The organism is Dysgonomonas sp. PF1-14, from assembly GCF_029892965.1.
Classification (GTDB): Bacteria; Bacteroidota; Bacteroidia; order Bacteroidales; family Dysgonomonadaceae; genus Dysgonomonas.
The window spans coordinates 97,136-118,088 of record NZ_JARXWN010000010.1; the positions used below are offsets into that span (position 1 = coordinate 97,136).

The following is a 20,953-nucleotide window of genomic DNA, read 5'->3' on the forward strand; positions in this document are numbered from 1 at the left end:
AACTTGTTAGTTCTATTATATTTAATTTAATTCTCTTTTCCGGACACTACTATAACAAATTCACCTCTTGGTTCGTTCACAGAGAAGTGAGATATAAGTTCTTTCAGAGTACCACGACGAACCTCTTCATACATCTTCGAAATCTCGCGACAGGTAGCTGCATAACGCTCTTCACCCAAATATTCGGCCAACTGAGTCAGCGTTTTCGTCACCCGGTGCGGTGACTCATAGAATACTATTGTGCGCGGCTCTTCCGCTAATATTTTCAGACGTGTCATTCGTCCTTTTTTTTGCGGCAAAAAGCCCTCGAAACAAAAACGATCGGACGGAATACCCGAAGCCACTAGTGCAGGGACAAAAGCTGTAGCACCCGGCAGGCATTCTACTTCGATGCCGGCTTTAACACATTCCCTTACAACTAAAAAACCGGGGTCTGAAATTCCGGGAGTACCGGCATCCGAAACCAACGCTATGTTTTCTCCCGCATTGAGCCTTTCCACAATGTGTGAAACTGCTTTATGTTCGTTAAACTTGTGATAAGACTGCATCTTGTTCTGAATATCGAAATGCTTTAGCAGGATACCTGTAGTACGTGTATCTTCGGCCAAGATAAGCCCTGCTTCCCTGAGCAGCCTGATTGCCCTGAATGTCATATCTTCTAAATTACCTACTGGTGTAGGTATGATATATAACTTTCCCATTTCCTTCCTTTCAATGCAAGCATTATTCGCTACAAATATACGAAAAATTTAAACCGTCAAATATAAAACGTTAATAATGTAAGTTTATTACTGTATATCAATGACACATTTCTCTTCGATAGATATGCCAAACAGAGCAAAATCATATTTTACCGGATCGGCTGCATCTAACAGGCTCAGGTTGCCAGTCAGTTCTTCTGCGGCACGCCAATCGGGTTTATCGCGTTGCAAAAGCCCGAGTTTCCTGGCTGTGCGTTCCACGTGCAGATCGAGCGGACAGATCAGCGATGCCGGAGAAATACTTTTCCATATACCGAAATCTACGCCTCTGCCATCGTTCCGCACCATCCACCGCAAGTACATATTCAGCCGTTTACAGGCCGACTTCTGCACTGGCGAAGGGATATGCTTACGGGTACGGTGTGGAGCATCGGGATGAGAAAAAAAATAAGACTGAAAATGATTCAACCCTTCTTCTACTGTCATATTTTCTGTTGGGAAAAAAGCAGTTTCTAATGTATCGCTGTGCACATAATGCCGTTTCATAAAATCTATACAGTACAGCAAATCAGTATCATTAAATGTACGGTGTTTAAAATCGAGCAATTTACGCAGATCACTGTCTTCATGCTCCTTAACAAATATATACGGACTATTGTCCATCCGTTGTACCAATTCCCGACATTTATTTATTATGGTTTTACGCTGCCCCCATGCAAATATAGAAGCAAAAAAGCCCATTATCTCGCGGTCTTGCTGCTGCGTAAAACTATGAGGGATACACACAGGGTCATCCTTTATAAAATCAGAGGTATTATACTGTTCAACTTTCTTATCCAGAAAAGATTTTAAGCTCGATATATCTCTTATATTCATTGCATCTTTCAGTTAAAATAATAATCAGCAATCAGCTAAGCAAAAACGGATCAAAGGTAATGCTTTTGTAGCGAACTGCTAAAAGTATATGAATAATGCCAATCAGCATTTGAGATTGTATTGGGTAAATGTTCATTTATTTTCTACTGTGCGCAATCACAGATTGCTTGCATTCCTTTTGGCCTAAGCCCCAAAAGGAATCAAAAAGTCTTTAGTGCCACGCTTCATAGGACGACCCGTTAGAGGGCTCAAAGGCTAAACAAAAAAACTCGCTCATGACTTTTGCATAATACGAACCGATAGCTAAGCTCAAACACGTTTTTGTTTTACGCCTTTCTCTCCCTACGGGTACCCCGTCCATAAAGCTAACGGCGCGGGCTAACGCACGATCTGGAGACGACAAATAAAGGGTTTTACTTGTAACTTGAACTGCCCAAAGGGCGAAGTAACTAGTAACTAGTAACTAATAAACAAACATATAATTTCAACTCCTGATTCGCATGAATAGCTATCTGAAAATTACACATAAATTTTTTCTATCATATAAAAAACAAATAAGGCAGAGAATCCTCTGCCCTACAACATATTGCTCAAAAGACTTATATTAGGTATCGAGACCTAAAAAAGTTCCATCTTTATCAAACTTTAGTTCTACCCTGTTATCGAGATCAATCTCATAACCGTACGGTTCTTTATTGATTTCAGTTATAACAGATCCTGCATAATGCTCGGCAACATAAGCCGGTATAGTCTCCGGAAGCAGATCTATAATACTTTGTGGGATTGCCTGAGTATGTCCGTCTACATCGTCCCATTCGCCTGACAGATCGAAGTCGATATCGAACCCGTTTTTCAGAGACACATCGTAGCTGTCATTGTCTTTTTCTACCAAGCGGGCTTCCTGTCCCTGAAAGTGAGTATCAAGAAACTGTCTCGCCTTAGCCGGCAAATCTACCACCGATATTTTTTCATCATCATCGCTGCAAGCTATAAATGCGAACGAGGCTGCCAGTAAGCTAAATACAAATAATAACTTTTTCATAATACGCTCCTTATTTAGTTGTGTAATTCTTTTATAAATGCGCCATTCTGGGAGAAAAGTGCCTTTGCTTCAAATTTGCGTTTCTCCATCTCCACCTTATAGAATACTTCGGTACCCTGTACTATCTTTTTACTATCATCCATTTTACAGTTGGGATACTTCGATGCTGCTGCGTTCTTCACAATTGCCGGAACCTGCGATTCGCGAATGTCAATACTGTAAGCCAGTAGATTACCATCTGCATCGTAATAGGCTTTATAGTCGGTACGCCCTATCTCAAATTCGGCTTCATATACATTTGCTGCCATTTCCCAATCTATGTCTCTTGCATTAGGAAAATCCTTTGCCAGTTGTTGTTGCAATGCTGTAGAAGGATGTGTATCGTGAGAGCGAAGAGCATTGTAGCCATCTATAAATTTTTCGATCTCTGCATTTGTATATTTCTTTGTAATAGTGGGTGTTGGCTGTGCTATTGCTGCTTGGCAGGAGATTAGCAACACAAGGGTTAACGCCAGTAAGTTTGCAATTTTCTTCATAACGGATATTTATTTGTTTATCGTAGTGCAAATATCCGGTAGCAAATCTGAAAAGATTTGGGAAAAACAGTCCTAAAAGAAGAAAAAATGAAATATTTCCGGAGCTTAACGGAATTTTAATTGAAATATATGTGCATCAGAATAATGATAGGCGATACGGAACTTATATATATCGGTAATAGACTTTACAATAGACAACCCCAATCCTGACGAAGACAGTGCATCTGCCCCTGCCGACCTGTAGCGCTCAAAGATATTTATACTGTCAGCCACAGGCAAACCGTCATTGGTAAGGGTAAGACTATCCGTATCAATGACAACATCGATCTTTCCACCTTTTATATTATGCGATACTGCATTTTTCACCAGATTGTTTATCATTATATAGGCAAGGTCTTTATTCATACTTACGGCAATGCTTTGCCTTTCTTGCAGACTGACCTTTATCTTTTTATGCTGAACAAGGTCTCCAAAGTCTTCGAGGGTTTCTTTCACTATTGTATTTATAACTACATCTTCGCTGGCAGGGAATTGCTTGTTCTTTATTTTCGACAACAATAACAAACTGGAATTTAATCGCTTCATTCGGCTCATACTACCCAGTATGGAATGAATATCTTCCACTTGCTTCTGATCGAGGCCTTCACCATCTATCATCATTTCCAGTTTGCCGACTGCAATGGCTAACGGCGTCTGCATCTCATGTGAAGCATTCTCTATAAAGTTTTTCTGCTCTCTGAAGGCATTGATATTATCTTCGAGCAGGCTTCTTACCGATTCGTTCAACTCCTTATATTCGGATATATCTGTCACAGGAAAATTTATCATTTTGGTATTTTCCAACCTGAACGCTTTCAGATTATCTAATAACTCATAGAACGGTTTGTTGCTGCGATGTATGATCTTCTTTATCACCACCACTATTGCCAAAGCAAGACATAGCCAGAGGGCTATAAGCAGATAAAGCATATTCTTTACCATATCGTCGCGCTCTACGGTCGATGTAAAAAATTTTAGTTTATAATACTGGCCATCCTGCTCGCAATAGAATGCTGTCGTCAGCATCCGCACCTCTTCATCTTCTTCTTCGGTGACAAAGTACACCTTGCTTTCGGAATATATCTCTTTAAAATCCTGAGCCTCCTCGTAAGAAATCTTTTCTACAATAATGTTGAGCGGATTGTGCTGTAGCATAGCTGTTACAAAATCGGGAGAATTATTGGCTTTATATACAAATTCCTGCTTCAGATTGTTAAGCCCTTCGTCTATCCCGTCATATACTTCCTTCATTTGTATGACAAAGTAAATGATAGACCAAACGAATATAACCAGCATAAATACGGCTGCCAGCCTTAGTGTAAGATGATTAGATAGTTTCATAATATCATTTTATAACCGACTCCGTACACATTTTCCAATACTATTTCTGCACCGTTGTCCTTCAACTTTTTACGCAAATTCTTAACTTGGGCATATACAAAATCGAAGTTATCGGCCGAATCTATATTATCGCCCCATACATGCTCTGCCAGCACTTCTTTTGTTATCAGGCGGTTCATGTTGGCAGCAAAAAAAGACAGTATATCAAATTCCTTGCGGTTGAGCTTCAGTTCTTCTCTCCCGATAAATACCATACGGCTTTTAAAATCTACTGACAGATTTCCCAGTGTCAACACCTCTTTTCCATCGAGAAGCTTCCTTCTCAGAACAGCTTTTATGCGCGCATGCAGCTCTGCCAGATGAAACGGCTTGGTCAGATAGTCATCAGCCCCCAGATCAAGCCCTGCAACCTTATCTTCAAGCGAGTCTTTGGCAGATATTATAATAGTATTGGCAGCCTGTCCGCCCTTCTTCATTTCTTCCAGTATCATGAGCCCACTACCTCCGGGCAGTGAGATGTCGAGCAATATACAATCATATTCGTATAACTGTACTTTCTCTATTCCCGAAATGTAATCAGTAGCCTTCTCTACGATATAGCCTTCCGACAATAAAAAAGACTCGATAGATTTCAGTATTTCAAATTCATCTTCTATAATAAGTATTTTCATCCGATATATTTATACAGTCGATAAGATTCTGTATTCAAATATACTAAATCTTTCCATTAGCCATTTCCTAAAAAATCATATTTGTCTCAACAATCTGCTTTCCCGGTGGTTTATAAAATAGTTAAAATAGAATAGCTGTTATATTCAATAATTAATTAATTTTGGAACAAATTAGAGAACTTAATACAACTAACATGTTACTTGATATTCTGCCTGGAGATAGCATAAACATCTCAAATACGGGAGCAAGCTTGTCTTCTTTAGACCGCTTATTCGATCAGTTGCTCGATCACGCCATATCGCTGGGCATCAGGATCACAGCAGCCATTATAGTATTCATTATAGGGCGATGGGTGATCAGCTGGCTTCGGAAGTTTATCGACAGATTTCTTCTTCGCCGCCGTATAGAAGAAACGGTCAGGCGCTTTCTCGACAGCCTTGCTAACATAACATTGCAGATCATCCTGTTTTTACTGATTGTCAACATAATAGGCATTCAGACAACATCTTTTGCCGCCATCATAGCAGCAGTAGGACTTGCCGTAGGTATGTCGATGAAAGATAACTTGTCGAACTTTGCCGGTGGAGTAATGTTGTTGGTAAACAAACCGTTCAAGGTGGGTGACAGAATTGTGGCACAAGGATCGGACGGTACTGTACAGGCTATCGGAATCCTATATACGGTATTGCTTACAGGCGACAACATTACCATCTATGTACCCAACGGGCCATTGTCGACCGGAAGCATTACTAATTACTCGGCACAGAAAGAACGCCGAGTAGATATTTCCTTCAACATCAACTACGGAGTAGATGTCTATGACCTCAAAAATACACTTCTGACCATTATACAAACTAATACATTGATAAAACAAACTCCCGCTCCATTTGTAGGGGTAACTGCCGTCAACAACGGATCGATAGATGTAACTATACGCTCGTGGGTCAACAGCAGCGACTACAGCAGTGTAAGCGTAGCGTTGAATGAGGAAATATATAAGACGCTTAGCGAAAAAGGTATTTATGTACCATCCACACTAAGTGTCAAAATGCTAAAGGATTAAAAAATATTAAAACTCTTATTTATAATAAAAATTGGGCAGCTACATTTCGCATTCAGAAAGAAAAAAGGTAGATTTGTAGAAACTAATGCCAACTAAGTAATAAGGAAAATCATCTATAAAAAATAATTTATAATTTTAGAAGCTATGAGAAGGCAGAAATTCCAGACATTTCTTTCATTAATTGCACTGGTGGCTATACTGGCAACATCATGCAGCAAAAAGACAATTACCCCGCTGGCGAATTCATTGTTTACAACGAATCCGTCACCACTTGAGCTTGTCGGAACAAAAGTTCCGGTTACTATTAACGGACGTTTCCCTGCTAAGTGGTTCGAAAAAGAAACTACAATCACTGTTACTCCTGTACTGAAATACAAGGGTGGTGAGGCACTAGGTACCCCATATACATATCAGGGCGAAAAAGTTGCCGGAAACGGTATTGCCATCAACTACGAAAATGGTGGCGCAATAACAATGAGATCCGAATTCGATTACATTCCGGCAATGAAAAAATCCGAATTGTTCCTGAGATTCGATTTCTACCGTAACGGTAAAGTGATTCCGGGATTCTCGGATGTAAAGATTGCTGATGGTATAATAGCCACACAAGGATTAGCCAGTGCTGCTACAACAAATCCATCTCTGGCTCCTGATGCATTCCAACGCATCATCAAAGAAGCTTACGATGCCGACATCATGTTTCTTATCCAACGTGCAGAGTTGCGTTCAAGCGAATTGAACTCTTCTAATATGACTGCATGGAGAGACTTGGTAAAAGAAGCAGATGAAAATTCCCGTAAAAATCTGAATGTAGAAGTTTCGGCTTATGCATCTCCTGACGGTGGCCGCGAATTGAATGAGAAGCTGGCAGAAAAACGTGAACAGAATACAACCGACTATCTGTCTAAAGAATTTAAGAAACAAAATATCGACACTGAGATCAATGCCAGATATACGGCTCAGGACTGGGAAGGATTCCAAAAGCTGGTTCAGGCATCAAGCCTTCAGGACAAAGACCTTGTACTGAGAGTGCTGTCTATGTACCCTGATACCGAAACAAGAGAAAGGGAAATTAAGAATATTTCAGCTGTATATTCAGGTCTTGCTGAAACTATCCTGCCTAAACTTCGCCGTTCGCGCCTTGTTGCAAACGTAGAAGTTATCGGCAAAACAGACCAGGAACTGCAACAACTGGCAGGCAGCAATCTTACCGGGCTTACAGTAGAAGAATTGCTTTATACTGCAACTCTGGATGGCGTATCTAAAGAAAAAATATATTCTCACATCACTCAGAAATTCCCTAACGACTATCGCGGATGGAATAACTTAGGTGCTTACTATTACCAAAACGGCCAATCATCGAAAGCCGCTCAGGCATTCAGCAAAGCAGCAAGTGTAACAGCTCTGGCTCCTGAAGCTAACATGAATCAGGCTCTGTTGTCTCTGTCGGAAGGTAATACTGCAAAAGCTGAACAACTATTGGGTAATGCAGCCGGAGCTAGCAATCTGGGTGAAGCGATGGGACTATTGTACCTGCAAAAAGGCGATTACAATAAAGCAGTGCAATCATTTGGCGATACTAAGTCAAACAATGCAGCTCTGGCTCAGATAATGACTAAAAACTATAATAAGGCGCAACAAATTTTGAGTGCTGTACCTAGCAAAGATGCTACAACTTATTATCTGTCTGCTATTGTAGCAGCCAGAACTAATAATGCATCAGGCGTTGCCGGAAATCTGAAATCGGCTCTGGACAACGGTATATCAGCCGGCGAAATATTGAATGATATAGAATTTACTAAATTCCTCAACAATTCGGATATCAAGAATATGTTATTCTGATTAAGGAATTACTCCAAAATAAAATAAACCCGGTAGAGTTTCTATCGGGTTTATTTTATTATAATACATTGTATTATACTCTTATTATTTTATTTCCAATGCTGTTTTCTTCTTCGCGATACAGAGTAAACCAAAGGCAGTAAGCAATCCGTTAAACAATAATATCTCATAACCCACCTGATAACCATACTCCTTCAACAAAAACATTTCAAGTACAAAACTTAGCAAAGGAGCCAGAATACAGACAAACGGCACTATCTTGTCTTTTATATTCATCTTGGTAAACAGCCCGAAAAAGAATAAGCCAAGCAACGGGCCATAGGTATAAGAAGCCACTTTATATATGGTGTCGAGAATATTTTCCTGCTGTACAGAATCTATAATAAGTATTACAATAAGGAACGCCAGACTAACCAAGACATGCACTGTTTTGCGTGTTTTCTTTGCCTTTTGGGCATCTTCCCTGTTTATATTCAACAAATCGACACAAACCGAAGTAGTAAGGGCCGTAAGAGCCGAATCGGCACTGGAGAAAGCGGCAGCAATAATACCTATCGTAAAAAATATGAGAACAGGCAATCCCAGATATTCGGTAGCAAGCATCGGCAATATCTGATCCGATTTTTCGGGTAAAGCAATACCATATTGGGCAGCAAAAAGCAAAAGAAGAACTCCTAACGACAGAAACAAAAAATTGATAGGCGCAAATGCAAAGCCGTAAGTCACCATATTCTTCTGGGCATCTTTAAGGCTTTTACACGTAAGGTTCTTCTGCATCATATCCTGATCGAGCCCCGTCATAACGATTGTAATAAACACACCGCTAAGAAATTGTTTGAAAAAATTCTGCTTCGATGCCCAATCGTCAAATACAAAAATACGGGAATGTTCGTTGTTGCTAACGGCATCTATAACCTGAGGTATATTCAAATCCATTTTAGATGCTACCTGCCATATAATGAGTATTACGCCCAGCAACAGACATGATGTCTGCAATGTATCTGTCCATATAATAGTCTTTATTCCGCTGCGGAAAGTATAGCCCCAGATAAGCAGGATAATGCCGGCAACAGTAACCCAGAACGGAATATTCCATTGACTGAAAACCAGTGCCTGCAATATCATCGCCACCAGATAAAGGCGTGCTGCGGCTCCGATGATCTTAGATAAGATAAAGAATGAAGCGCCTGTTTTGTATGAATGAAATCCGAAACGTTGTTCCAGATATCCGTATATAGTTGTCAGATTGAGCCGATAATACAATGGCAACAACACATAGGCTATAACAAAATAACCGACCACAAAGCCGAATACCATCTGCATATATGTCATGTCGAAACTGCCCACCATTCCGGGAACAGACACAAATGTAACGCCGGAGATAGATGTACCCACCATTGCTATGGCTACAACGAACCAGGGCGATTGCCTGTTACCGAGAAAAAAAGCTTCATTATCGCTACTTTTACGGCTTACGAAATAAGATATCAGCAGCAAGGCACCGAAATATACTGCGATAACTATTAATATATATATACCCATAATTCTAAAAAAAATGATATAGAATCGAAACCCTATTCAATTATATGTTCCACCCCGTTATCCATGCAAAAATAGGCTAATTTCAGGACATATTATATCCGATGTCTTATTTTTATATCAGGGAAAGAAGAACTGACAAAAAGTCCGGCTAAATTGTTAAAATAGCAATAAAGGATTTCATCTCGGTTAAAAGTGTTAAAAAATAGAGTTATCCCGTACCAAGTGTATGATTTTTGTGTTTACATTTGAAATAAAAAAAAGAGTTTAATAAATTAAAAGATACTTGCATATGAAAAATTTTTGGAAAAATGTTTCAACCTATGTTGTGGTTGCATTAGTGAGTATAGGCGCTACATATGGCATGTACAGCTACATGGACTATCGTAAAGGCTACAGTTCATCTGACACATACAACTATGGTCACGAGTTTGACCAAAGTGGCGTGCATCTGGCCAGCCTTACTGCCGACGGTTACCCAGATTTTACCAAAGCTGCAGAAAACTCTATCCATGCGGTAGTACACATCAAGTCGACAGTAAAAGCTCAGTCTTCATCTTCGCCTCAACGGCAGGGTAGACAGAGAATGATCGATCCGTTCGAATTCTTTTTCGGGAATCCCGGCGGTGGCGGAGACAATTATCAATATGGCAGTCCGCAGCCTAGTGTAGGATTCGGTTCAGGCGTCATTATTTCTAAAGATGGCTACATTGTTACCAATAATCACGTAATCGAAAAAGCTGACGAAATAGAAGTTACACTAAATGATAACAGTAAATATACAGCTAAGCTTATAGGTACTGACCCTCAGACCGACATAGCCTTATTGAAAGTCGAAGGGAAAGATTTGCCTTATATCCCGTTCGGAAACTCCGACAATCTGAAAGTAGGTGAATGGGTACTGGCCGTAGGAAACCCTTTCAACCTGACATCAACCGTTACAGCCGGTATCGTAAGTGCCAAAGGGCGTGGAGGAATCGGATCGTTCAATCAGGGAAATATCCAGTCATTTATCCAGACTGATGCCGCTATCAACAGAGGTAACAGTGGTGGTGCACTGGTAAATACCAACGGAGAACTGATAGGCATAAACACAGCCATCTATTCACAGACCGGAGACTTTGCAGGTTATGGCTTTGCCGTACCTATCTCGATTGCCGGAAAAGTGGTTGCCGACATTAAAGAATTCGGAACTGTTCAGCGTGCCGTTCTCGGTGTAATGATACAGGATATATCTACAGCAAAAGAGGCCGATCCCGAAAAGACTAAAAATATAAAGGTAAATGAAGGTATTCATGTGAGTGGATTTGCAGAAATGAGTCCTGCCAAACAAGCCGGAGTAGAAGAAGGTGACGTAATAACCGCAGTGAACGGAGTAAAAGTAAAAAATGTAAGTGAGCTTCAAGATCAGATCAACAGGTTCCGTCCGGGTGACAAAGTAAAACTGGATATTGTAAGAGGTGCAGCCAATAAGAACATTGACGTTACACTTAAAACCAGTACAGGCAGCACTTCGGTAGTGAAGAAAGAAGATGCTGTAGGATCGGCAGGTGCAGCGTTCAAAGAACTTACTACTGAAAAGAAGAAACAGCTGGGCATCAGCTATGGAGTGGAAGTAGCAGGTGTAGACAATGCCGGCAAATTCCACAAGGAAGGTATAGCAAAGGGATTTGTTATATTGAAGATCAACAATCAGACTGTATCTTCGCCTGTCGAAGTGGAAAGAATAATACAGGCTACAAGCAACAGTCAGGACAAAGTTCTGTTTATATCAGGTATAACATCTAACGGAGAACGAAAATATTATGCCGTAGATCTGAGTGAATAAATAACCAATCAGATTCTTAACAATGAAAAACGCTTAAGCATGAAACAAAATACATGCTTAAGCGTTATTTATATAGAAGCCTGTTTATAAATAAAATTTATAATAAGACAAATACATTAATTGAATATTATTAACAATAGCCTTCTCATAATAAAGGGAAGCAGATAGGCTATGTTTGCTATTTTTTTACTATATTTGCAAACATTTTTGGAACATTCTAACATATATATCTATATATGAGGCAGTTAAAAATAACAAAGTCAATTACAAATCGTGAAAGTGCGTCTTTAGACAAGTATTTACAAGAAATTGGCCGAGAAGATCTTATTACAGTTGAAGAAGAAGTAGAGTTAGCACAAGCCATTAAAAAAGGTGACAGGGCTGCATTGGAAAAACTAACGAGAGCTAATTTAAGGTTCGTGGTTTCCGTAGCCAAACAATACCAAAATCAAGGGCTGAGCTTACCCGATCTTATCAACGAAGGGAATCTGGGACTGATTAAAGCTGCTGAGAAGTTCGACGAAACCAGAGGATTTAAATTTATCAGTTATGCGGTATGGTGGATTCGCCAATCCATATTGCAGGCACTAGCAGAACAATCGCGTATCGTACGCCTTCCGCTCAATCAAGTAGGCTCGCTAAACAAAATTAGCAAAGCTTTCTCTAAATTTGAGCAGGAAAACGAACGCAAGCCATCAGCTGAAGAGCTAGCCGAGCAACTGGACATACCGGTAGATAAAATTGCAGACTCGCTAAAGGTTTCGGGACGTCACATCTCAATGGATGCACCTTTTGTAGAAGGTGAAGACAACAGCTTACTGGATGTACTTGTAAACGACGATGCTCCGATTGCCGACCGCACATTGATAAACGAATCGCTCCAGCAGGAGATCGAACGTGCATTATCGACATTGACGGAAAGAGAAAGCGAAATTATCAAGATGTTCTTCGGAATAGGGTATCAGGAAATGACCCTTGAGGAGATCGGTGATAAATTTCAACTCACACGAGAACGTGTCCGTCAGATTAAGGAAAAAGCAATCAAGCGTCTACGCCAAAATTCACGAAGCAAATTACTAAAAAGCTACTTGGGGTAACAGAGACTGTTGCAATCAAGTTAAAATGATAAAGAGAACCGGAATCGGTTCTCTTTTTTTGTTGCACCGAATTCACTTCAAAATTTATAGCCCAAACTGAAGCGAAATAGTTGATTATTGACCCGACTATTCTTTCCTGTTGCACCAGTCAGCCCATACTGATATGCCAGACCTGCATAAATTTTATCTATCTCTATTCCTCCACCGACATTCAATCCGAACTCAAATCGGCTATATATGTCATAAGTAGAGAACTCATTAATAGTATTATTTTTATAATCATAATTACTATCCCCGAAAAGCCCGCATTTCAAATATGGTCCGAGATCTATTATTAGTTTTGTGTTCTCGGAAAGCGGCTGTCGAAAAGATAAATTTACGGGAATTTCCAGATTATACCTTTCGACAGAACCTTTTACTATGTATTCATCTGATTCGAACCCAAATTGGAAATATGAAAATAATACGGAAGGCTGCAAATATATTTTTTCTGATAAATAAAAATCATAAGTAGGCCCAATATGAAATCCCAAACGATAATTAGATAAATCATGCTTTACCAATGTACAATAATCCAAGCCACCTTTCACTCCCCATTGTGCATACAACGCGAAAGGAACAAGAATAAACAGATATAGTAGTATTCTCTTTTTAATCATAAGATAAATTTTAAGATATTATAATCACTATTAGATAATTAACTAAACAACTAATCTTTTTTTACAATTTTTAATCCTCGCCACACATTTCCAAAACGACCACACGTATATACCTCTCCTGCTTTTAATGTAGGATAATTCATTTTAGAAGTTTCTTTTATTGAATTAGCCCAGCGACCTGCATCACTCCATGAAGAAAAACCTGGCACATCTATCAAATTTAGAGAAATGGCAAATTTAACTTGATTTGCAAAAACATGTGTATACTTATCTTCATTATACTTTATTACTTCTTCATCAAGAATAATTGTATACATATGTGTTCGATTAGTTACCAAAACCGCCTGAGCTTTCTCCAGTTGATTTGGCTCCGTAAGCCATCCTTTCAAAAAATTATATAAAGGCTTCACTCCATATTTAGCATATTTAACAATTTCACTACCAGAAATATCAGGATTATAAACTGGTATTATCGACAACTCCCCACTTGCACCAGGTACAAGTAGTTTAACTGGAGGAAACTGTCTTATGGTTTGCATACCTTGTATACTTTCAGAAAAATTATCTCTTAATTTTGTTTCTAAAACAACTCCTCGCCAACCAATACGCAATTCATCCGCATTTGTCTTACTCCATCCAATCCAGTTTTTTTTATCAGTCCAACCGCTAACGCCCGTTTCCGTATATACAAACCAATTATAATGATAAAACTTACCCCTTATCCTCCTGTCCTTACTAAAATTCACAGTAGGAGTAACCGATGTTTGAAAAATATTTTGGATTATTTTTCCAGCCCAAGTCTTTCTTTTATCTGAGAAAGTCTGAAAACTGTCATAATCGGGGCCGATAGGAGCAGGCTTACTCAACGAAGGTGTACTATACCAATTATTAAGGTCAATATCTAAATTCTCTATTTCATAGCACTCGCCTTCATCGACAAGAACTATATCATCTACATTCTCCTGATAAGTATCTATTAATAATATATCCGGTGCAAGCTCATAAACTTTTTCTCCCACCGAATCCTTCCTAATGATATTTTCAGAAGCCATCAATTGGAGAAACTCCTTTTCTTTGTCTTTTGGATATTTATAAGTTCCTTCCGGAGTAATTTTTATCACTTCATCCAAAACCTCCAATTCGCCAAAAGGATTAAGCAATGCAGCAAATTTCACATTCGGCACTAGAGTATCATATCCTAAAGCTTCATAATAGGTTATCCCCTCTTCCAACATACCACCAGGAGCTACCTTTTCTATAAGAGCAGCTAATTCTTCCGAGATAAAAACATCATTCATATCCACTTCCTCGAGCATACTCACAAACTCGTCTTCCGAAGTTTCCTCGTCTTCCGAAATTTCAGCAGATTTCAATCGTCTATTGTAACTACCAGAATTAATTACATTTACCAAATCTTCGGAGGAAGAAAAAGATAAACGAGTGTTCACATCCTTTTTCAGACTCAAAAGTTTAGTACTTTCCTCCGAATAATGGTTGTCATCCGTACAATTTAAATTGATAAACACCAGAACTAAAATAATAAGTAAAAATGAAAGTTTTTCCATAAGAATTATTTTTAATAAATAAAAAATAAATTTAATTAAAAATAAACAAATCGACAAGCTAATCAAATAAGAAATTGGAATATCTCAAATTTTTGGCAAATCTTGTGGTATTAACTAAATAATAATTGACAGTCCCTTGCCCTGTCTGCAATACAATACTTTATACCTCATCCGTAGTATTAAACATACTGAATTACTATCACCTCCATTTCAATGGAAACGCATAATTTTGTCAAAAAAAAGATAGAATCTAAACTTTTTATTATTAACTTGCGTTCAAACTAAATACGAACTACTTAAAAACAATACAAAATGGGAAAATTTGAAATCAAAAAAAGAAAAAACGGGGAATTCCAATTTGATCTTAAAGCAAGTAACGGTCAGGTTATTTTGACCAGTGAAGGATATACCACAAAAGAAAATTGCAAAAACGGTATCGAATCAGTTAAGAAAAACAGTCAGGTAGACGCTCGTTTCGATAAACTGGAAGCGAAAAACGGTAAGCCGTACTTCAATCTGAAAGCTACAAACGGACAGATTATTGGTACAAGTGAAATGTACGAAAGTGTTGCCAGCCGCGATAACGGAATTGCTTCTGTTAAGAAAAATGCTCCTGATGCAGATGTAGTAGATCTTACTGTGGAGAAAAAATAAGTAAAAAGAAATAAAGAAAGTTCGGCGAAGACTCAGAAATGGGTCTTCGCTTTTTTTATGTATTTACTACTATTTTATCTATATATAGCTGATAGAGTTCAGCACTACAATTTACAACAAGCAGGAAAAGTAATAGAAAATAAACATAGTGCAAAAGCATTACATTCGTTACATTTTAGTTAAAATTCAGTGTACTAGTTCATAGGGTTAGTTACACTTCGTTCCGTTGAACGATGTTTCTGGTGTACTAGAAAGAAATATAATTTAGACTAGCAAGCTAGTAAACTAAAAACTAGTAAACTCGTTACTTTGGCTCCGCTTCGCTCTGCCGATCGTTGATTCGTTACATTTTAGTTAAAATCTTAATTGCATCTAACAATATAAATCGTTAACCGAAGTAAAAAATAGCTGATATTAAAGAACATAACATACAGGATAAGATTTTTAATAAATTTTTCTTTCTTTTAATCTTGTTCATTAAAATATTTTATCATACTTTTGCTTTTAAATAAATCAAAAAGATACAATCCTATCCATTCTCTAATCAAAAAGTACATTTAAAATTGATTTTAACAACTTTAAATATTTTGATTATGAAGATTTATCCTTTTAGTAAAAGAGTTTGTTTGGTTATCCTGTTATCCGGTCTGCTTCCGGCGATATCAGCCAAAGCCCAGAAAGGCATTGACGTCGACTTCGGAGCAGACCTTGTTAGTTCTTATGTATGGCGCGGCTATAAACAAGCCGGGGCAAGTGTACAACCCGGTATCAGTGCCAGCATCAGCGGATTCACTCTGGGAGCATGGGGTTCAACAGACATTTCCAGCTCGGGTGCCAAAGAAGTCGACTTTTACGCATCGTACGAAAACAGTGGGTTCAAAGCTATGGTGACGGATTACTGGTGGGATGGCGAAGGTACATACCGCTACTTCAGTAGTCCGAATGAAGGTTACAACGGTCATTATCTGGAAGCCACACTGGGTTATACACTACCCGAATCTTTTCCACTAAGCATCACATGGAACACCTTCGTACTGGGTAAAGGCAACAAAAAAGCCGATGGGGACAACTCCTACTCTACCTATGTAGAACTCGCTTATCCATTTTCGGTAAAAGGTGTAGACATGGGAATAGCGGCAGGTTTCACTCCTTGGGAAAGTGCAGTGTATGGGTCTACAGGTTTCAACTTCACATCAGTTACGCTACACGCATCTAAGAGTATTAAGATCACCGACTCGTTCTCATTGCCTGTATTTGCCAATGTAATATGCAACCCGCACAGAGAGGATATCCATTTTGTATTCGGCATATCAATTAAGTAATTCTAAAACATTTATCAATATGAAGAAAATTGAAGCAATCATCCGTAAATCGAAGTTCAATGAGGTACGCAGCGCCTTGCACGAAGCCGATATAGACTTTCTGTCGTGGTGGGACGTAAAAGGACAGGGCAGCGCCCGACAAGGGTTAATATTCAGAGGGATAGCATATGATGTGAATGCTATCGACCGTATTTACATATCATTTGTAGTAAGAAACATCAATGTGGAGAAATCCATAGATGCCATTCTGAGAGCAGCATACACAGGTGAAAGCGGGGACGGACGAATATTCGTATCCAGCATAGAGCAATCTATACGCATCCGCACTGGCGATCATGGTGACGAATCGTTGTACGACAAAGAGGAAGAAGAGAAGTAAAGATTGAGGTTAATTAGGGAAAAAAACAAAAGTATATGAAACGCATATTATTCAAACATATCACAGCATTATTATTCATATTGATAGCCATTCCTACAGCCGTGATGGCTCAGGATTCGCTAACGACAACAACAGAAACCATTCAGGTGGCAGCAGTGGCTCCCGTAACTGAAGAAATAGCTATAGTAGACGAAACACAAACTCTAAACTCAGGAAACACTGCATGGATCATCGTAGCTACCATATTGGTAATGCTGATGACAGTTCCCGGACTTGCTCTGTTCTATGGAGGACTTGTACGCCAGAAGAATGTACTAAGCATCATTATGCAATGTCTTATCATTACCGGAGTGATCAGTATCCTCTGGATCGCATTCGGATACAGTTGGGTATTCGGTACTGCTTTCATGGATTCCGGTAATGCAGTGGGAGCTGTAATCGGAGGATTTGACAAAGTATTCCTTAAAAGTCTCACGCTAGAAACATACATGGACGGACCGGGCATACCTGAAATCCTGTTCGCTTTGTTCCAATGTATGTTTGCAGTTATCACACCTGCCCTCATCATCGGAGCATTTGCCGAAAGGATTAAATTCTCCGGCTTCCTTGTCTTTACCATACTGTGGGCTATTGTAGTCTACAACCCGATGGCACACTGGGTATGGGGTGGCGGCTGGCTCATGGAAATGGGAGCCATCGACTTTGCCGGAGGTACAGTAGTGCATATCAATGCGGGTATTTCGGCTCTGGTAATGGCCATCATGCTCGGACGCCGCAAAGGCTTTAAGACAATAGGGCATCCATTTACCCCTCACAATATTCCGTTCGTATTTATTGGTACAGCACTACTATGGCTAGGCTGGTTCGGCTTCAATGCCGGTAGCGGTCTTGCGGCAGACGGTCTTGCGGCAAATGCTTTTCTGGTAACACACCTGGCCACCTGTGTAGCTGCTGTAGTATGGATGAGCATCGAATGGATCATGTATAAAAAACCAACTATCGTGGGATTCTGTACAGGAGCTGTAGCCGGACTGGTAGCAATTACACCCGCTGCCGGAACAGTAGATGTGCTAGGTGCATTTGCTATCGGAGGAATCTCGGCTTTGGTGTGCTTCTGGATGGTAGCCTATGTAAAATCAAAACTGAAATATGATGATTCACTAGACGCATTCGGTGTACACGGTGTAGGCGGTATAGTCGGTTCTATACTGACCGGAGTGTTTGCAACACAGTCTATCACCGGAGCAGAGGGCGTACAGGGCGCTCTGTACGGTGACTGGAATCAGCTATGGATACAAATAGTAGCTACTGCGGCATCTGTGGCATACAGCGCAATACTGACATTCATCCTGTTCTTTATTGTCAACAAGACAATCGGTTTAAGAGTGTCTAAAGAAGATGAATCTGTTGGTCTTGACATCTCTCAGCATGGGGAAATCGCTTACAGCGAAGACGAATAAAGATTCAACTATACTATTGAAAACACACAACGAGAAAGTGGGGGCATATCGTCCTCACTTTTCATTATGTAGACACTGGACGATCATTTGTATAGAAGAAAAATACACAACTGCTTACCCATATCGGGCAGCCGCTTAGCCCATTGCTTTACAGTCTGTGTCTTTATATACTCATTGTCGCAGGTAATATTCATGGCAATGCAAAGCTTCGTAGCGGGATTACAATGCTTGAGTATATCCTCTACCAGTTTCTGATTGCGGTATGGTGTCTCTATGAATATCTGAGTCTGGTGATCGTGGTATATAGAGTGCTCCAACTGTTTCAATTTCTTCACTCTGTCGCCACTATCTACCGGGAGATAACCCTGAAAGGCAAAGCTCTGCCCGTTGAAACCTGATGCCATAAGCGACAGCAATATGGAAGAAGGTCCGACCAATGGCACTACCTTATAGTCACGATGCTGGGCAATGGCTACGATATCACTTCCCGGATCGGCAATAGCAGGACAACCGGCTTCGGATATAATACCGACACTAAAGCCCTTTTCTATAGGAGTCAGATAGCTCTCCAGTTGCGTATGATCGGTATGCTTATTCAGCTCGAAGAATGTAAGCTCATCTATATTGATCGTACGGTCAACCTTCTTAAGGAAGCGTCGTGCCGAACGGATATTCTCTACTATATAGTATTTGATCTGGAGAATAATCTCCTTATTGTATGCGGGTAATACTTGTTCTACAGATGTTTCACCCAATGTCACCGGAATAAGATATAGAGATGGTTGCATATCGTCAGTCTTTTCGTTTAAATAAATAATAAGCCTTAGACTCCTGATCTTTGAGGCTGTCTACTACTTCATAATTTTGATACAGAAGCGGTAATCCGAAGAAGTAATCGAAGTTAAGCGATGCTTCGGACAGAATAATGAACTGTACCTTCTTCTCCCTGATATATTCTTCCTGCTCATTTCGCATTTCAGGAAAGACTGAATAGTCCAGATTCGGAGATACAAAGTACTTAACCGATGGCACTATGCCTGTCTCCGTAAACACCGTATTTCCCAGATCGAGCCCCAGATTGAGTAACGAGGGACCTTTCTCTTTCTTTATTATGGTACTGAAACGGGAAACGCCTTTATCCGGCTGTTCTGTCCTCAGTTCATCAAAAGTATATCCGAACAGATTAATCTGTTTCATACCTATATAGAAGGTTATCAGAGCAATAATTGGGTAAAGATACCACGAAGAGCCCAGTCTTATATATCTGCAAATGAAAAGACAACCTAGCGCGGCATACACAAAGAACGGTATGGTATAATATGGTATATTCTTCACAGATATGTAAACAGCTGCATACAAAGAGAGGAAGGATAAAGCAATAGCGATTCCTCCCAACTTGTTCTTAACCTGCATAAAAGGAAAGACAAACGCTCCAATAATCATAACAATGAATATGGGAGAACCGAAACGGATAGATTGATAGAATGTAGAATACAATCGCTCTATAATCTGCCCGATAGTGCCCGGATTCGAATATGACTTATTTAATACGACATATACATGCCATGCTTCACCCAACGCTCCGTTCAATGCGAAATACAATACTAAAGGCAGCGTAACGATCAAGATACCCAATAGTAAAGCACCCAGATCCTTTAACAATCCCCGATAATCTTTATTCAGTATAATATTGACAAATATAGCAGCCAAAGGAAACACCCAGAAGACAACCAGATTGCTCTTTATAAACAGTACGGCCGACAGCATTATTCCATGCACAAGCATATAAGCGGCATTGTGACCTTGAGTATTTCGATTGTCAAAATAAAGGAGGAATAAGTACAGACTGACACATTCCGCAGCAAGTACAAACTCTTCGGCAGAACCGCCTGTAGCTGTATATGACAACATCAGCGAGGGTAATAATACTGCAACAAGGAAAGCATATATCTTGTCCAGATAGACACGCCCGATAAGGTATGTGAAGCTCACAATCAGCACCCACGTTATCCCCTGTATGAAATACATCCCAAGAAAGGAAGTATTCGAGATAAGATAACCTATGCCGTATATAAAGAAGATGAGAGGCCCTTTATGATCGAACGTGTCGGCATAAGGAACTTTTCCATTAAAGATACCTTTTCCGATATTAAAATACAGGTTCACATCAGCCCATTCATTAATCGGGTATAGTGGAGACATTTTGGAGCAAAAGAACAGTAGCAGGAAAGTATAGACAAAAAGGAAGATAAAAATGAACTTATCCTCTAAAATCTTATTTTTAATCGTGCCATCAATCAGCATATATTCTATTTAATCCATTCTTTTATACTAGAGC

The 20,953-nt window shown here is 39.6% G+C and carries 19 protein-coding genes; 8 read left to right on the forward strand and 11 right to left on the reverse strand.

The annotated features are described in order from the left end of the window. Positions 1 to 26: 26 nt before the first annotated feature. The 6 genes from rsmI to M2448_RS12935 all read right to left on the reverse strand — a co-directional run bounded on the left by rsmI (position 27) and on the right by M2448_RS12935 (position 5,206). Positions 27 to 701, reverse strand: coding sequence for a 16S rRNA (cytidine(1402)-2'-O)-methyltransferase (gene rsmI / locus M2448_RS12910; RefSeq protein ID WP_280646384.1), 675 nt, complete (start codon positions 699 to 701; stop codon positions 27 to 29). Positions 702 to 788: 87 nt separating this feature from the next. After that, a complete protein-coding gene (locus M2448_RS12915; protein ID WP_280646383.1) occupies positions 789 to 1,577 on the reverse strand; it encodes a TIGR02757 family protein in 789 nt (262 codons plus the stop codon). A gap of 604 nt (positions 1,578 to 2,181) precedes the next feature. Then, the gene (locus M2448_RS12920) at positions 2,182 to 2,619 is read right to left on the reverse strand and encodes a PepSY-like domain-containing protein (RefSeq protein WP_280646382.1); all 438 of its coding nucleotides are present in this window, start codon (positions 2,617 to 2,619) and stop codon (positions 2,182 to 2,184) included. Positions 2,620 to 2,633: 14 nt separating this feature from the next. Further along, entirely contained in the window at positions 2,634 to 3,155 is a 522-nt protein-coding gene (locus M2448_RS12925; protein WP_280646381.1) for a PepSY-like domain-containing protein, read from the reverse strand. Between the two features lie 105 nt (positions 3,156 to 3,260). Then, the gene (locus M2448_RS12930) at positions 3,261 to 4,535 is read right to left on the reverse strand and encodes a HAMP domain-containing sensor histidine kinase (RefSeq protein ID WP_280646380.1); all 1,275 of its coding nucleotides are present in this window, start codon (positions 4,533 to 4,535) and stop codon (positions 3,261 to 3,263) included. Further along, positions 4,532 to 5,206 carry a response regulator transcription factor gene (locus M2448_RS12935; protein WP_280646379.1) on the reverse strand — a complete coding sequence of 225 codons (675 nt, stop codon included), beginning with the start codon at positions 5,204 to 5,206 and terminating at the stop codon, positions 4,532 to 4,534. Before M2448_RS12935 ends, M2448_RS12930 begins: the two co-directional genes overlap by 4 nt. Positions 5,207 to 5,400: 194 nt before the next feature. Between M2448_RS12935 and M2448_RS12940 the strand changes: the two genes are divergently transcribed. Both M2448_RS12940 and M2448_RS12945 read left to right on the forward strand, forming a co-directional pair. Then, the gene (locus M2448_RS12940; protein ID WP_280646378.1) at positions 5,401 to 6,270 is read left to right on the forward strand and encodes a mechanosensitive ion channel family protein; all 870 of its coding nucleotides are present in this window, start codon (positions 5,401 to 5,403) and stop codon (positions 6,268 to 6,270) included. A 144-nt stretch (positions 6,271 to 6,414) separates the two neighbouring features. Beyond that, entirely contained in the window at positions 6,415 to 8,112 is a 1,698-nt protein-coding gene (locus M2448_RS12945) for a hypothetical protein (RefSeq protein ID WP_280646377.1), read from the forward strand. 84 nt (positions 8,113 to 8,196) lie between these two features. Here M2448_RS12945 and M2448_RS12950 read toward each other — a convergent pair whose 3' ends face one another. Then, the gene (locus M2448_RS12950; RefSeq protein ID WP_280646376.1) at positions 8,197 to 9,654 is read right to left on the reverse strand and encodes a sodium:solute symporter; all 1,458 of its coding nucleotides are present in this window, start codon (positions 9,652 to 9,654) and stop codon (positions 8,197 to 8,199) included. A 289-nt stretch (positions 9,655 to 9,943) separates the two neighbouring features. Here M2448_RS12950 and M2448_RS12955 point away from each other — a divergent pair, with 289 nt between their 5' ends. Beyond that, entirely contained in the window at positions 9,944 to 11,479 is a 1,536-nt protein-coding gene (locus tag M2448_RS12955; protein WP_280646375.1) for a Do family serine endopeptidase, read from the forward strand. A gap of 236 nt (positions 11,480 to 11,715) precedes the next feature. Continuing rightward, the gene (locus M2448_RS12960; protein ID WP_006797564.1) at positions 11,716 to 12,576 is read left to right on the forward strand and encodes an RNA polymerase sigma factor RpoD/SigA; all 861 of its coding nucleotides are present in this window, start codon (positions 11,716 to 11,718) and stop codon (positions 12,574 to 12,576) included. Positions 12,577 to 12,653: 77 nt separating this feature from the next. On the opposite strand, the gene M2448_RS12965 is transcribed toward M2448_RS12960, so the two are convergent. Together M2448_RS12965 and M2448_RS12970 are read right to left on the reverse strand one after the other, a co-directional pair. Beyond that, positions 12,654 to 13,235, reverse strand: a complete 582-nt coding sequence (locus tag M2448_RS12965) for a porin family protein (RefSeq protein ID WP_280646374.1) — start codon at positions 13,233 to 13,235, stop codon at positions 12,654 to 12,656. Positions 13,236 to 13,285: 50 nt separating this feature from the next. Continuing rightward, positions 13,286 to 14,800: a hypothetical protein gene (locus tag M2448_RS12970; protein WP_280646373.1), complete on the reverse strand. Its 1,515-nt coding sequence runs from the start codon at positions 14,798 to 14,800 to the stop codon at positions 13,286 to 13,288. Between the two features lie 312 nt (positions 14,801 to 15,112). Here M2448_RS12970 and M2448_RS12975 point away from each other — a divergent pair, with 312 nt between their 5' ends. The 4 genes from M2448_RS12975 to M2448_RS12990 all read left to right on the forward strand — a co-directional run bounded on the left by M2448_RS12975 (position 15,113) and on the right by M2448_RS12990 (position 18,615). Further along, positions 15,113 to 15,454, forward strand: coding sequence for a YegP family protein (locus tag M2448_RS12975; RefSeq protein ID WP_280646372.1), 342 nt, complete (start codon positions 15,113 to 15,115; stop codon positions 15,452 to 15,454). A gap of 593 nt (positions 15,455 to 16,047) precedes the next feature. Then, complete coding sequence (locus M2448_RS12980) at positions 16,048 to 16,776, forward strand: hypothetical protein (RefSeq protein ID WP_280646371.1); 729 nt, start codon at positions 16,048 to 16,050, stop codon at positions 16,774 to 16,776. A gap of 19 nt (positions 16,777 to 16,795) precedes the next feature. After that, positions 16,796 to 17,155: a P-II family nitrogen regulator gene (locus M2448_RS12985; protein WP_280646370.1), complete on the forward strand. Its 360-nt coding sequence runs from the start codon at positions 16,796 to 16,798 to the stop codon at positions 17,153 to 17,155. Positions 17,156 to 17,190: 35 nt separating this feature from the next. Continuing rightward, positions 17,191 to 18,615, forward strand: a complete 1,425-nt coding sequence (locus M2448_RS12990; protein WP_280646369.1) for an ammonium transporter — start codon at positions 17,191 to 17,193, stop codon at positions 18,613 to 18,615. 83 nt (positions 18,616 to 18,698) lie between these two features. Here the strand turns inward: M2448_RS12990 and M2448_RS12995 are convergent, their stop codons facing one another. Continuing rightward, positions 18,699 to 19,403, reverse strand: coding sequence for an SAM-dependent methyltransferase (locus M2448_RS12995; protein ID WP_280646368.1), 705 nt, complete (start codon positions 19,401 to 19,403; stop codon positions 18,699 to 18,701). A gap of 4 nt (positions 19,404 to 19,407) precedes the next feature. Continuing rightward, positions 19,408 to 20,919: a glycosyltransferase family 39 protein gene (locus tag M2448_RS13000; RefSeq protein WP_280646367.1), complete on the reverse strand. Its 1,512-nt coding sequence runs from the start codon at positions 20,917 to 20,919 to the stop codon at positions 19,408 to 19,410. Positions 20,920 to 20,953: the final 34 nt, after the last annotated feature.

Excerpts from the sequence above, each read along its gene's own strand:
- M2448_RS12935 (WP_280646379.1), bottom strand. The coding sequence starts at position 5,206 with ATGAAAATACTTATTATAGAAGATGAATTTGAAATACTGAAATCTATC.
- M2448_RS12965 (WP_280646374.1), bottom strand. The coding sequence starts at position 13,235 with ATGATTAAAAAGAGAATACTACTATATCTGTTTATTCTTGTTCCTTTC.
- M2448_RS12980 (WP_280646371.1), top strand. The coding sequence starts at position 16,048 with ATGAAGATTTATCCTTTTAGTAAAAGAGTTTGTTTGGTTATCCTGTTA.
- M2448_RS12985 (WP_280646370.1), top strand. The coding sequence starts at position 16,796 with ATGAAGAAAATTGAAGCAATCATCCGTAAATCGAAGTTCAATGAGGTA.
- M2448_RS12950 (WP_280646376.1), bottom strand. The coding sequence starts at position 9,654 with ATGGGTATATATATATTAATAGTTATCGCAGTATATTTCGGTGCCTTG.
- M2448_RS12960 (WP_006797564.1), top strand. The coding sequence starts at position 11,716 with ATGAGGCAGTTAAAAATAACAAAGTCAATTACAAATCGTGAAAGTGCG.
- M2448_RS12930 (WP_280646380.1), bottom strand. The coding sequence starts at position 4,535 with ATGAAACTATCTAATCATCTTACACTAAGGCTGGCAGCCGTATTTATG.
- rsmI (WP_280646384.1), bottom strand. The coding sequence starts at position 701 with ATGGGAAAGTTATATATCATACCTACACCAGTAGGTAATTTAGAAGAT.
- M2448_RS12920 (WP_280646382.1), bottom strand. The coding sequence starts at position 2,619 with ATGAAAAAGTTATTATTTGTATTTAGCTTACTGGCAGCCTCGTTCGCA.
- M2448_RS12925 (WP_280646381.1), bottom strand. The coding sequence starts at position 3,155 with ATGAAGAAAATTGCAAACTTACTGGCGTTAACCCTTGTGTTGCTAATC.
- M2448_RS12970 (WP_280646373.1), bottom strand. The coding sequence starts at position 14,800 with ATGGAAAAACTTTCATTTTTACTTATTATTTTAGTTCTGGTGTTTATC.
- M2448_RS12940 (WP_280646378.1), top strand. The coding sequence starts at position 5,401 with ATGTTACTTGATATTCTGCCTGGAGATAGCATAAACATCTCAAATACG.
- M2448_RS12915 (WP_280646383.1), bottom strand. The coding sequence starts at position 1,577 with ATGAATATAAGAGATATATCGAGCTTAAAATCTTTTCTGGATAAGAAA.
- M2448_RS12955 (WP_280646375.1), top strand. The coding sequence starts at position 9,944 with ATGAAAAATTTTTGGAAAAATGTTTCAACCTATGTTGTGGTTGCATTA.
- M2448_RS13000 (WP_280646367.1), bottom strand. The coding sequence starts at position 20,919 with ATGCTGATTGATGGCACGATTAAAAATAAGATTTTAGAGGATAAGTTC.
- M2448_RS12995 (WP_280646368.1), bottom strand. The coding sequence starts at position 19,403 with ATGCAACCATCTCTATATCTTATTCCGGTGACATTGGGTGAAACATCT.
- M2448_RS12945 (WP_280646377.1), top strand. The coding sequence starts at position 6,415 with ATGAGAAGGCAGAAATTCCAGACATTTCTTTCATTAATTGCACTGGTG.
- M2448_RS12975 (WP_280646372.1), top strand. The coding sequence starts at position 15,113 with ATGGGAAAATTTGAAATCAAAAAAAGAAAAAACGGGGAATTCCAATTT.
- M2448_RS12990 (WP_280646369.1), top strand. The coding sequence starts at position 17,191 with ATGAAACGCATATTATTCAAACATATCACAGCATTATTATTCATATTG.